Origin of the sequence: Fusobacterium sp. IOR10, from assembly GCF_010367435.1 — a bacterium.
Lineage (GTDB): Bacteria > Fusobacteriota > Fusobacteriia > Fusobacteriales > Fusobacteriaceae > Fusobacterium_B.
Genome location: NZ_WJWY01000038.1, coordinates 1 through 13,735 on the forward strand (window position 1 = coordinate 1; position 13,735 = coordinate 13,735).

Consider the following 13,735-nt stretch of genomic DNA (forward strand, 5'->3'; position numbering starts at 1 on the left):
TATATTGATTATTATAATAATCAGAGAATTAAAATAAAATTAAAAGGATTAACTCCTGCAGAATACAGGAATCAATCCTTAAATTAAATATTAAATTTCATGTCCAAGAAAATGGGTTCACTACATTATGCAGCTCTTTTTATTTTACTCTCATTCTTATTTTTTTACTTAAAATATCAATAGTTCCTATCATTAAACCTATAGCAACTACAATAAGCCCGACATTTTCCCAGTTTCTCCAAATAATATTCATATTTAAAAGTGTTCCAATTCCTCCTGCACCTATTATTCCTAATATAGTTGAATTTCTTATGTTTGATTCTAACCTATAAAGTAAAATACCTATAAAAGATGGATAAGTTTCTTTGTATAATCCAGAAACATAGATTCCTACTTTTTTAGCCCCTGTTGATCTTATACTATCTTCAACATTTTTATTAACATTCTCAATTATCTCACTGTACATTTTAGTTAATGTTCCTGAAGTATATACTGTTAAAGCTAATGCTCCTGCAAGTTTCCCAGGACCTATTCCTCTAAAAAATATTATTGCAATTATCATTGGAGGGATTGTTCTCATAATGTTAATTAATCCTTTAAATAATATAGAAACATATTTATTTGGAGAACTATTATAAGCTGTAAAATAACTTAAAACAAATCCTATAATTCCTGAAAAAAAAGTTGCAAATAAAGCAATTAACAAACTGTCCCAAACTCCACTTATAATTTTAGGAAAATAACTTAAATTTAAATGACACATTCTTACTAAAATTACTTTTCCTTGTAAAATTCCCTTTAAAAATCTTTCACCACTAATATTAAAATAATTTTTCAAGACAAATAACATAAGAGCTACAAAAAAGAATATAAAAATTTTTTTTAAGTAATCATACAAAATAAAATTACAACAAGTATTTATTTTAAATTTCACTATCTTTTTTTCACTTCTTATAAACAAACTTAAAAAATCAATACTTAAAATTAATAAAAATAAAATTAATATAATAGTTGCTAAATTGTCATATCTTAAATGATTTAAATCTCTCCACATTATTTGTCCTATTCCACCAGCTCCTACAAATCCTAATATAGTTGCACTTCTTATATTACTTTCTAGTACTATAAAGAAAGTCGATACTATATGTTTTCTCAATTCTGGCATAACTGAATATTTCATCATTTGGATTTTAGAAGCACCTATAGCTAGAGTTGAATTTAATATATTCTCTCCTATTTCTTCCACTCTTTCTCTTAATAATTTTTGAGATATTAAAAAAGCTATTATCATCAAAGCTATGGTTCCTGAAAACTTTCCAATACTAAAAACACTAACTAATATAGCTGCCCATATTAAACTAGGTATCGTTCTTAATATAGCAAAAATTCTATTAAGTACACTGGAGACCACCTTTGAAAAACATACATTTTCTGAAGTTAAAAATATAAAAGGTATTGATAGGATAATACCTAAAAAAGACCCTATTACACTCATTTGTATAGTATCAAAAAGAGCTTCCCATACAACATCACTATAAGAAAAATTTGGTTTTAATATCCTTTTTAATAAATCTAACATATCTGGAAGACCATTTATAAAAATAAAAATATCAAAATTTATAAAGTAAACTAAAAATATAACAATAACTAAAATAGAAGAATAAAATTTTAGTTTTTTTCTTCTGTTTTTATGTATATATTCTTCTAAGGATGTCATCTGTCAGTTCACTTCCTTTCCCATCAAATATAATTTTTCCTTCTTTTAAAGCTACTATTCTTTTAGCATACTTTTTAGCTAAACTTACATCATGTAAATTTATAATTATTGAAATTTTATATTTCTCATTAATAATCTCAAAATATTTCATTATATTTTCAGAAGTTGCAATATCTAAACTTGCAACTGGTTCATCAGCTAAGATTAATTTAGGATTTTGCATAATAACTTTAGCAATTGATACCCTCTGTTTTTGACCACCACTAAGTTCATCAGCTCTAACAAAGGCTTTTTCTTCTAAAGAAACTTTTTTTAAAACATCCATTGCATTTTTGTATTCTTCTTTTTTAAAAATTCCTAATAAGGATTCAAAGGAAGATTTATATCCAAGCCTTCCTATTAAAACATTTTCAATTACACTTAATCTGTCAATTAAATTATAATCTTGAAAAATAAATCCTATTTCTCTTCTTAATTTTTTTAGTTCTCTTGAATTTGATAAGGTTATATCATCTTTTCCAATAAATATATGTCCTTTTTTAGGTTTTACTAATAAATTTATTGACTTAATTAATGATGATTTACCACTTCCTGAAGATCCTATAATAGCAACGAATTCTCCATCATGAACCTCTAAGCTCAAATCTTCTATTGCTTCAAATTTCTCATAGACAACTTTCAAATTTTCAATTTTTAACATAAATTTCTCCTATTTTTCAAGATCTATATCCATCAATTTTGCAGTTGTTCTTATACTATCAAAGTCAGAATCATCTGCTTCTTCAAAACCATAGATACTAAATAATTTTGATGTTATTTCCTTTGATTTTTCACTATTTAATCCCTTAAGTAATCCTATTTTTATCTCTTCCTTTGTTTTCTCATCCATATCTCCACGAACTGTAACACTTATATATGGAATATTTTCAGAATATCCAAATATTCTCGTATCATCTAATACATTTTTAAATTCTTTTTTATATTTATTTCTAGCTCCTTCAAAAACTGCTATTAAATCCACATCTCCATTTAAAAGAAGTTGAATTGATTTATCGTGTCCTCCACTGTATATAACTTTTATATCCTTATCTATGTCTATGCCATTTTTCTTTAAATAAGCACCTGGATATAAATAACCTGAAGATGAGGAAGGATCCACAAAAGCCACTCTTTTACCTTTCAAATCATTTAGAGAGAAAATATTACTATCTTTTCTAACTACAAATTCTGAACGATAAAAAGATGCCCCGTGTTTATTTAAAGCTTTTAATATAACCTGAGCTCCGCTTTCTTTATTTGCAAGAACATAAGCAAAGGGAGGAATAATTCCAAAATCAACCTTAGAAGATCCCATAGCTTCAATAACTCCAACATAATTAGTAGCTGTAAATACTTCTACTTTTTTCCCAATGGCCTCTGATAAAATTTCTGAAAGTGGTTTTACTGAATCAACTAATTTATCACCGTCAATTAATGGAACAAATCCCATAATCAATGTATCTTTATCTTTTTTTTGTCCACATCCTGTTAACGTTACTAATATTGTCAAAAGAACTACCACTATACTTATAAATTTTTTCCTCATAATACCCTCCTTAATATCTATGTATATTATACTTATATCTTTTATAAAGAGTATAACATGATAAAATATAGGTGTACACCATTACAAGTAAAATTGTACTAACACAATCATAAAAAAGGCAAAGCTTTTAAGCTTTGCCTTTTTATTCTATATTTTTTCTGAGATAATTTTAAATGCTTTTTCTGATGCTTTTAAATAATTAGAAATATCCTCATCTGAGTGAGCTAAAGAAATAAAATTAGCTTCAAACTGTGAAGGAGGAATAACTATTCCCTCTTCTAACATAATATTGAAATATTTTGCATAATCACTTATATTTGAAGTTAATGCATCATCTAAATTTTCAACTAATTCTTTATTTGTAAAGAAAATAGTAAATAAGGAACCTATATTATTTACACAAGCTGAAATTTTATAGTTTTTTATTAATTTTCTTATTTCATCAGCTATATAATTAGTTTTAATTTCTAATTCTTTATAAATTCTATCTTTATTTTCATATAAATAATTTATTGTTTCAAATCCAGCTCTAACAGATATTGGATTTCCAGATAGTGTACCTGCATGATAAACTCTTCCAACTGGTGCTATTAAATCCATTATTTCTTTTTTCCCACCAAAGGCTCCAACAGGGTATCCTCCACCTATTATTTTTCCTATAGTTGTTATATCAGGAATTACTCCATAATATTCTTGAGCTCCTCCCAATGAAATCCTAAACCCAGTAATGACTTCATCAAATATTAAAACTGTATTTGTTTCTGTACATATTCTTCTTATGGATTTTAAAAAATTTATATCAGTTTTTATTACCCCCATATTAGCTGGAATTACTTCCATAATAAGACATGCCACTTCTTTTGTTTTTAATATTTTTTCTAAATTTTTAATATCTCCAAATTGAATTGTCAATGTATCCTTTAATACTCCATCTGTAATACCGTTGCTATCTTGATATCCTTCTGTTAAAAGTCCTGAACCAGATTTTACAAGTAAAGCATCTGAGTGACCGTGATAGCACCCTTGGAACTTTAAAATTTTATTTCTATTAGTGTAGGCTCTTGCAAGTCTAACTGCTGACATGGTTGCCTCAGTTCCTGAGGTAGTCAATCTAACCTTTTCAATAGAAGGACAGCATTTGACTATTAATTCTGCTAATTCTACTTCTAATTTTGTTGGAAGTCCATAGGAACTCCCATTTTCTATTGCTTCTCTAACTCCTTCTATTACATTTTTAAAGTTATGTCCAAGTATCATAGGACCCCAAGAACAAATAAAATCAATATATTCATTATTATCTTCATCCCATAATTTACTTCCTAAAGCCTTTTTTACAAAAATAGGAGCTTCTCTTTTCACTGATTGGAAGGCTCTAACAGGACTATTAACTCCTCCAGGTATATATTTTTTTGCTTCTTTAAATATTTTATTTGAATTACTATTGTCCACTAATCTCCCCCTTTAAAATCTTAAAGTAAAATTTCATTATTTTTTACCCATGTTGCAATATCTTTAGCATGATAAGTTATTATTATATCAACTCCTGCTCTTTTCATCCCATACATTGTTTCCATTACTATTCCTTTTTCATTTATCCAGCCATTCATAGCCCCTGCTTTTACCATAGAATATTCTGCACTTACATTGTAGGCTACAATTGGTAAATGAATATCTGAAATAGATTTAACCACATCTAAATAAGCTAAAGCTGGCTTAACCATAATAAAATCAGCTCCCTCTTCAATATCTGCTTCAACTTCCCTATAAAAATCCTTAGAATTTCTAAAATCCATTTGATAAGTTCTTCTATCTCCAAAACTAGGTGCTGAATCTGCTGCATCTCTAAATGGTCCATAAAAACTAGAAGCATATTTAATACTATATGCCATAATAGGTATATTCACAAATCCATTTGCATCTAATTTATTTCTTATTGCTAGAACTCTTCCATCCATCATATCTGAAGGAGCAACTATATCTGCCCCAGCTTTCACATGAGATAAAGCTATTTCAGATATATATTCTAAAGTTTTATCATTGTCCACATCTTTTCCACATAGTATTCCACAATGTCCATGTGATGTGTATTCACACATGCAAACATCTGTTACAACTATAAAATCTGGGAAATATTTTTTTATAACTTTAATCCCTTGTTGAACTATACCATTTTCAGCGTAAGCTTGACTTCCCTTTTCATCTTTAATCTTTGGAATTCCAAAAATAAGCAAAGATTTAATTCCCAACTCGTTTAATTCTTTCAACTCATCAGGTAATTTGTCCAGTGAAAATCTATATTGGCCTGGCATAGATTTAATTTCTTCCTTTATGTTTTCTCCTTCTTCTATAAAAATAGGATAAATTAATTCATCTAAATTAATTGTTACATTTTTCACCATTTCTCTTAATCTTTTATTTCCTCTTAACCTTCTAGTTCTAGTAAACACTTCTTTTCCCCCTTAGTATAAAAACTATACCATTTTTTAAAATTATTAATTTGATTTTCTATTAAATATTCATAATTTTTCATAATACTATCTCTTTTTTTTATGTTGTTATTATATATATCCCATACATCATCAATATTTATTAATGTTATATTTTTTATTTCCCCAATTTCAGAATCTATATCCCTTGGAACAGCTAAATCTAAAAATATATATTCCTTATCATTACATAAATACTCTTGAATATTTTCTTTTTTTAAAACCAAGTGTGGAGCTGAAGTGACGCTTATGACAATATCAGCTTTAGCAACTTCTTTATCCTTATTCTCAAAATCTATAACATTAACATTAAATGTATTTTTTATCTCTAATGCCTTATGCTTTGTTCTATTTGTTATTGTTATGTCATTTATACCTTCCTTAAGAAAAACATATAAAATAGATTTAGCCAAATCTCCAATTCCTAAAATCAGAATTTTTTTGCTTTCTATATTATTAACATGTTTTTTTATTATTTTATAGGAAAGAGCTTCTAAAGAAAGAGCATTATAAGAAACTTTACTCACTGTTCTAAAATTTTTACCTAATTCTATAGCCTTGTTGAATATTACATTTAATATTTTACTTGTTTTTTTATTTTTCAAAGAATCTAAATATGAATTTTTTATTTGAGAAAGTATTTGATCTTCTCCTTTTATTATTGAATAATATCCACAAGAAATTTTAAAAAGATATTTTATAGCCTCCATACCTTTAAACACATAAATTCTATCTTTAAATTCCCAATTTTCCAAAATTTCATCTAAATCTTCATATTTCTTTAATTCTAAATAAAATTCTACTCTTAAACAAGTAACAAGATTAACATATCCTGCCACCTTTCCTTTAACTTTTAATTCTTTTATAATTTTTTCTGGATTATTTAAAATAAACTTTTCTCTTTCTAAAGTATCTAGCTCGTTATAAGATATTCCAAGTATAAAAATATTATTTAATTTCATAACTTATCCTTTCTAGGCAATTAAACTGATCCCATTAATTTAACTATCTAGTATTATATCATAAATTTAAAAAATACACCCTAAAATTTTAAGGTGTATTTTTATTTATTGCTAGATTTTATTTCACATACTTTTCTTTTAAAACTTTTAATAATTCTTCATCCACAGGAATAGTATCGTCTTCATATACTCGAGGAATAACTCTGTCCATTGGAACAACTCCAATTCCCATAGCAATCCCTGCAGGAAGAGACATTCTAAATGTCTTTAGCATTTTTAGCATTAAATCTAAATGCTTTCCTGGGATTGTTAACATAAATATACAGTCTGATCCTGGCCAAACATTTGTATTTTTATGCTTTAATTTATTATCCCAAACAGTTTCAACTTTACTTGTACATGCATAATAGTAAAATCCTATTTCTTCAAAAAAATCTTCTAATCTACTTTTTTGAGCTCCATTAATGTATACCATTACCATTTTAAAGCCAAACAAATCAGCGTAGGTTCTCTCATCTTCCTCTTGAATTTTACAAAATATTTTTTCTTTGTTTTCTTCACATAATCCTTCTTTTTTTGACATATTCCCCTCCTGTATAAGTTATTTTTTATATCTAGGATTTTTAGATGTTATTAATTTGGTAAATTTATTTGAAATATAATAAAATACTCCTTTTATATATTTCAAAACAAATTCAACTAAATCTTCCATTAATGTTAAAGATATTGGAATAACAACTAATGTTAATAAAGTTGAAAAAGCAAGTCCAAACATTACAGTTATAGACATTCCTCTATATATTTCAGCTCCTTGTCCCAATCCCAAAGATAGTGGTAACATTCCTAAAACTGTTGTCATTGTTGTCATAAGTATTGGTCTCAATCTAGTTTCACATGACTTAATTATTGCATCAGTTCTGTTTTCTCCTCTTTCTCTTGTAAGTCTTATAAAATCAATTAAAACAATTGCATTATTAACTACTATACCAGCTAGCATAATTACTCCAACCATTACCATAACACTAACTGATTCTCCTGTCAACAATAACCCTATAACTACTCCAATCAAAGCTAATGGAACTGATCCTAATATAACGAATGGCAATACAAAACTTTCAAATTGAGCTGCAAGTAAAGCATAAATTAAAAATACTGCTATTGCTAAAGATTTTCCAAGTTGTCCTGAAGCATCTTTTAAATTCTCTGCATTTCCTCCCCATCTATAATTTATAGATTTTGGTGGATTTTCTGCTTTAAATTCTTTTATTAATTCTTGTTGAATTGCTCCAACTCCAACTCCTCCATCATTAGCTGAAACTGTAACACTATAAATTCTATCTGTTTTATTTATTTCAGAAGTTCCTTCTGCCATAACTATATCAGCTACATCTGAAACTTTTACAAATTTATTATCACCTATTTTTACATTTAAATTTCTTAATGTATTAATATCTCTTCTTTTTTCCTTTGGTAATCTTAATAATACATCTAACTCTTCAATTCCAGTTTTCACTGTAACTGTATCTCCTCTATCTCCTCCTAAAAAAGCGTAGGAAATAGTCTTCCCTACTATTGAGGGATCAATACCATAGGCTTTTATTTTATCTCTTTTTAAAACTATTCTAGCTTCAGGACCTCCTGAATCAAAATTGGTTCCAATATCCACTGCTCCTGGGAATTTTTTTAATTTATCTGATATTTTCTTCCCAAAAGATTTTATTGCTTGATAATCTGTTCCCACTAGTTTAAATTCAACATCCTTAGTAGGAGCTCTCATAGCAAAATCTTCAGATAAAGTAATTCTTACCCCTGGAATTTTTTCAACTTTAGTTCTTATTTCATTTATTATTTCAAATACTGATGCTTTTCTTGTGTCTTTCTTTCCTATATCCACATTAACTGAAACTGTATCTCCTGATAGTAAAATATTATAAAATTCAGTATGTTTTTCTTTTTTTACTATACTCTCTATATTCCTTCCTATATCAACAGCTTTATTTATGTCCAATCCATTACCTAACTCTGCAACTATTGAATATCTTCCTTTATCTTGTTTTGGCATAAATTGAACTTTAAGTTTTGGAGCTCCTAATATCATAACTATAAAAAATGTAGCTATAGTTATTAAAATTATCTTTATTCTATGTTTTACAGAATAAGTTATAAGTTTTAAATACTTTTCTTTTACCTTACTAAATACTTTTCCTTCACTTGTAATATTTATATCTGCTTTCAAAAATTTACTAGCAACCATAGGCATAAGTGTTAAAGAAACTATTAATGCTGATAGATTAGAAAATATTATAGAATATGACATATCTTTAAATATTTCTCTAGCTAATCCAGGTATAAATAATATAGGTATGAACACTACCATTGTCGTTAATGAAGATGCTATAACTGACATTGTTACCTCAGTTGTACCATCATCGGATGCCTCTTTTACAGGAGATTTTAGTTCAGTCATATGTCTGTAAATATTATCAATAACAACAACTGAGTTATCTGTTAACATCCCGACTCCCAAAGAAAGACCCATAAGTGAAATTAAGTTTATTGTAGTTCCACTTAAAGATAAAAAGGCAAAAGTAAATAATATTGATGTTGGTAAAGCTAATGTAATTAAAAAAGTAGCTCTAATATTTTTTAAAAATATTAATAAAACAATTGTAGCGAGAATCAAAGCTTGAACAGCACTTTGAGATATTCCTGCAATAGATGAATTGATATCATCTGAAGTATTCATTAGAATTTTAACATCTGAATCAGGTGGCATTATTGGTTTTAATTCCTCTAAACCTTTTAATATACCATTATTAATATCAATTGAACTTCCATCAGCTGACTTTTCAACAACTATTGCCATTGCATCTGTCCCATTTAAGAAAGCTTTTCTTGAATAATCCTCAGAAGTTAGAACGACATGGGATACATCTTTTAATCTCAATGTATTCCCATTACTTTTTATTATTGTATCTTCTATGGAATTTATATAATTCAATTCTCCCATAAATCTTAAAGTTATACTTTTCTTTCCAGTTTCTATTGTTCCTAATGGTATAGTTGAACTAGATTGTGAAAGTTGATCGTACAATTCCATAGGAGACATATTGAAACTTGCTAGTTTATCTGTATCTATTTGAATTTGTACTTGTTTATCTGGATTCCCAAATACATTAATTTCTCCCACTCCGCTAATTCTTTCAAATCTAGGTTTTGCATATTGCTCTATAAATGTTGATAACTCCTTCTTATTCTTTGAAGAAAACATCATAACCATTGTTAAGTTACCTGACCCAGTTTCAACTTTATCAACTGAAGGGTTATCTGCATCAGATGGAAATTCATTTGATATTTTTGATATTTCCCTTTGAATCTCTGTTACCTTATCATCTGCATCTATCCCATAATCAAATTCTGCAACTATTGTTGAAGTTCCAAAAGAAGAAGTAGAACTAATTTTATCTATTCCTTCAACATTTGGCAAAATTTCCTCTATTTCTTTAGTAATTTGAGTTTCCACATCTTCTGGAACAGCTCCTGTCCACGTTGTACTAATTGTTACAACTGGTATATTCATGTTCGGTAACAACTCTGACTTCATTGTCATAATAGACACTATACCTACAAATATCATTGATATCATAAGCATTGTAGTGGCAACTGGTCTCTTTATTGATAGTCCTGCTAATGTCATTTGCTCACTCCTTTATTAATTATTCTTTTCTGTAGAATTTTCTTTTATTTTCATTCCATCTTCTAAACCAAAAATTCCTTTAACAACTACTTTATCTCCTACTTTAATTTTTTCAGAACGAATTTCTGTATAAGGAGAATTTTGTGATCCTGTTTCCACTTCCACTAGTTTAACAACGTCATCTTTAGCTATATAAACATAGTGTAGTAAATCTTTTATAAAAATACTCTCATCAGGAACTGTCATTACTTTATTTTTTCCAACTGGAATAGTTACATAAGCATACATGCCATCTTTAATAATATTTTCTTTATTTTCCATTGCTATTTTTATCATATATTTCTTTGTAGTTTGATCTGCAATGGGATTAATTTCTTCTATTTTTCCATCGTAAGTTTTATTCACAGAAGGAACTTCTATTTTCAATTCCCCCCCAACTTTTATTTTATTTAACCATTCAGCTGGAAATCCAACATAAGCTTCAATAAGACTGTCGTCAACAACTGTAAATAATGTTGATTTAGGATCAAGTTCATCTCCTATTTTACTAAATAAATTACCAACTATCCCATCTATTTTAGCCTTCTTTTCTAAATCTTCATAATTATCCTTGGCATTTTCATAATTTGCCTTAGCTGTTGTAAAATTATTTTCATAGTCCACATACTCTAAATATGATATTAACTTCTTTTCATATAATTTTTTAAATTTTTCATAATTATTTTTAGCCACTGTATAGAGAGCTTTTGTTGAATAATACTCTTCCTCTGTCTCTGTATCTTCTAATTTTATTACAACTTCTCCTTCTTTTACTTTTTCTCCATTTTTCTTTAATATTTGTGTTACTGTTCCACCATTTTCTATTTTGTGATCAACTATTTTATGTGCTTCTAAAACTGCATCACTTTTAAAAATATTGCTTATTTCTCTATTTTGAACTGCTTCTGTTGTAACATATTTTATTTGTTCCTTTATTTTACTTTCTTCCTTTTTTCCTCCGCATCCAACAAATAAAACTGCTGAAATTAAAGATAATCCTAGTATAAATTTTTTCATCTATTTTCCCCCTATATAAGTAATGTTCTATATTTTTCAAATGCAATTAGATAATCACTTTCAGCTTGATTATAGTTAATCTTAGCTTCTCTGTATTGAACTTCTGAATCTAAAAAATCTTGTGTGGAAATTAATCCTGCATCATATCTTTCTTTATCTATATTATAATTTTCTCTAGATGCTTCTAAAGAACTTTTATTAGCTTTTCTCAATTTTTCTAATCTTATAACTTCACTATAGGCAGTTGTTAAATTAATTTCTATATTATCTTGAACTATACTATCTTCTAACTCTTGAATTTTATAGTTTTCTTTAGCTACTCTATATTTATCTATTCCACTACCAAAACTAAAGAATTCCCAATCAATCTGAACTCCTCCACGCCATTCTTGGTTGTCATCTGTTTCAGAAAAATGTTTCATTTTAGTTCCACCATATTCTCCAAAAACATTAACTTTTGGTAAATTATCACTGAAAGCCACCATTTCTTCAGCCTTTTTATATTTTAAATTATTCTCAGAAATTAATGCATCTAAACTAGAAGTTTTAGCTAGCTTCATATCTTCATCTAAATTTATGTTATCACTTAGATTAGTTGGTACACTTATTTTTTCTAAAGTTATTTCTTCTAAATCATTTATTCCTGTTTCAATTTTTAATTTCTTCTTTCCAATGTATATTTCATTTTTAGTTTTCACTATTTCAGATTCAACATTTAAAAGACTATATTGTGTTTTTAGTAAATCTGCTTTAATTATTAACTCCATTTTTAATTTTTCTTCTTGCTCTTTATACTTTGATGATAATTGTAATCTTGAAGTTTCCAAAGCTTCTAAGTTTTTTTCCTTTGTTAATATTTCTGAATACATATCAATTACATTTATTCTTGTATTTGCCTTTTCTTTTAAATAACTATATTTTAAAACATTTGATTGAGCCTTAGCTCCTTTAATACCACCTAAAACTGCTCCCCCTTGAAAAATAGGATAAGTAACAATTATCTGACTAGTATAATAATCTTTAGACTTTCTAGTTTGTAAATCTTCAGCTAAATAAACGTTTGTTAAAGTGTGTTCATATTTAGAATATATTCCTTGATAGGCCACTGTTGGTAGAGCTGACTTAAAGGCTCTACTTAAATTTAATTCTCCAATTTCAGTGTTTCTTGAAGATTGTTCTAAGGTTTTACTATTATTTAGAGCTAAATCTATTGCTTCTTGCAAATTGATTTCTCTTGCAAAAATAGTTGAACTAAATAGTAATAATATTCCTATTAATTTTTTCATAATCCCTCCATTATTTTAATATTAATTTTAATATACATTTTTTCATAAAATTAACTTCGTAATCTATATTTATTTTATTTACTAATTCTTCTGCTTCTTTAACTGTTAAAGATATACTTTGATTTACAATGGGAACAACTACATTTTCATAATATGTGTCTACTAATCCTACAATCATTCCAACATATCTTTCTATCTCTCCCTCTTTTTCTATGTCCAATTCATCTTTATATTTTTTTAACGTTTTCCTTACAAAAGTTCCTCTTTTTAAATGTAAAGAATATAGTTCTTCTCTAACTTCTTTTTCTAAATCTTCTCTACAATCAAGTAATCTCATCATTAATATAAAAGATTCAGGATCTTCCAATGGGAATATTGCAACATTATAAGAATATTTTTCAAAAGCATTCTTTAGTGATATTTCATTTTTTAAAATTAATTCATTTTTTTCTTTAATTTTTGATATTTTATCTAAAATTAGAGTTATAACTAATTCGTTTTTTGACTTGAAGTATGTATAAAAACTTCCTTTGGCTATGCCAACTTCATTTGTTATTTCTTGAACACTTGTTTTCTTATAGCCCCTTTCTATTATTATTTTTCTAGCTGCAGCTAGAATTTCATTTTTTTTATTTTCTTTTTTCATCAAACCTCCCAAAATATAATTTTGACCTTCAAGTCATTTTTTTGCTCAAGGTAGTATACTTCATATTGACTATTTAGTCAATATTTTTTTTATCTCTTTCACTCCCTTAATATGGCGAAGTTCAACTGTTTTTAATTAAAAAAAAAGCTACCTATTCAGGTAGCTTTAAATACAGGGTCTATAATATTTGGTGTTGGTATTTGTAAAAATACTAATGCCTTTATTTTTTGCAAAAAAAAATTGAGACAAATAAAAAAATCCGTTACAATTAAGTTGCGACACCAAAAGAAAGGATGTGAT

12 protein-coding genes are annotated in these 13,735 nt (G+C 27.3%); 1 reads left to right on the top strand and 11 read right to left on the bottom strand.

Going from position 1 to position 13,735, the window contains the following annotated elements:
- The coding region (locus tag GIL12_RS08940; RefSeq protein ID WP_163469728.1) for an IS3 family transposase at nt 1-87 on the top strand (87 nt) is incomplete at its 5' end.
- Nucleotides 88-139: 52 nt separating this feature from the next.
- Here the strand turns inward: GIL12_RS08940 and GIL12_RS08945 are convergent.
- The 11 genes from GIL12_RS08945 to GIL12_RS08995 all read right to left on the bottom strand — a co-directional run bounded on the left by GIL12_RS08945 (nt 140) and on the right by GIL12_RS08995 (nt 13,435).
- Nucleotides 140-1,717 carry an ABC transporter permease gene (locus GIL12_RS08945; protein ID WP_163470139.1) on the bottom strand — a complete coding sequence of 526 codons (1,578 nt, stop codon included), beginning with the start codon at nt 1,715-1,717 and terminating at the stop codon, nt 140-142.
- Entirely contained in the window at nt 1,689-2,417 is a 729-nt protein-coding gene (gene phnC / locus GIL12_RS08950) for a phosphonate ABC transporter ATP-binding protein (protein ID WP_163470140.1), read from the bottom strand. Before phnC ends, GIL12_RS08945 begins: the two co-directional genes overlap by 29 nt.
- Nucleotides 2,418-2,426: 9 nt before the next feature.
- Nucleotides 2,427-3,302, bottom strand: a complete 876-nt coding sequence (gene phnD / locus GIL12_RS08955; protein ID WP_163470141.1) for a phosphate/phosphite/phosphonate ABC transporter substrate-binding protein — start codon at nt 3,300-3,302, stop codon at nt 2,427-2,429.
- Between the two features lie 147 nt (nt 3,303-3,449).
- On the bottom strand, nt 3,450-4,751 hold the full coding sequence (gene hemL, locus GIL12_RS08960; RefSeq protein ID WP_163470142.1) for a glutamate-1-semialdehyde 2,1-aminomutase: 1,302 nt from the start codon (nt 4,749-4,751) through the stop codon (nt 3,450-3,452).
- Between the two features lie 20 nt (nt 4,752-4,771).
- Complete coding sequence (gene hemB / locus GIL12_RS08965; protein WP_163470143.1) at nt 4,772-5,749, bottom strand: porphobilinogen synthase; 978 nt, start codon at nt 5,747-5,749, stop codon at nt 4,772-4,774.
- On the bottom strand, nt 5,725-6,750 hold the full coding sequence (gene hemA / locus GIL12_RS08970) for a glutamyl-tRNA reductase (RefSeq protein ID WP_163470144.1): 1,026 nt from the start codon (nt 6,748-6,750) through the stop codon (nt 5,725-5,727). Before hemA ends, hemB begins: the two co-directional genes overlap by 25 nt.
- Before the next feature lie 118 nt (nt 6,751-6,868).
- Nucleotides 6,869-7,333, bottom strand: a complete 465-nt coding sequence (locus tag GIL12_RS08975; RefSeq protein ID WP_239056087.1) for a PG0541 family transporter-associated protein — start codon at nt 7,331-7,333, stop codon at nt 6,869-6,871.
- An 18-nt stretch (nt 7,334-7,351) separates the two neighbouring features.
- Entirely contained in the window at nt 7,352-10,447 is a 3,096-nt protein-coding gene (locus tag GIL12_RS08980) for an efflux RND transporter permease subunit (protein WP_163470145.1), read from the bottom strand.
- Between the two features lie 15 nt (nt 10,448-10,462).
- On the bottom strand, nt 10,463-11,503 hold the full coding sequence (locus GIL12_RS08985) for an efflux RND transporter periplasmic adaptor subunit (RefSeq protein WP_163470146.1): 1,041 nt from the start codon (nt 11,501-11,503) through the stop codon (nt 10,463-10,465).
- 11 nt (nt 11,504-11,514) lie between these two features.
- Nucleotides 11,515-12,789 (bottom strand): TolC family protein, encoded by a 1,275-nt coding sequence (locus GIL12_RS08990; RefSeq protein ID WP_163470147.1) that lies wholly within the window; start codon nt 12,787-12,789, stop codon nt 11,515-11,517.
- 10 nt (nt 12,790-12,799) lie between these two features.
- The gene (locus GIL12_RS08995) at nt 12,800-13,435 is read right to left on the bottom strand and encodes a TetR/AcrR family transcriptional regulator (protein ID WP_163470148.1); all 636 of its coding nucleotides are present in this window, start codon (nt 13,433-13,435) and stop codon (nt 12,800-12,802) included.
- Between the last annotated feature and the right edge of the window lie 300 nt (nt 13,436-13,735).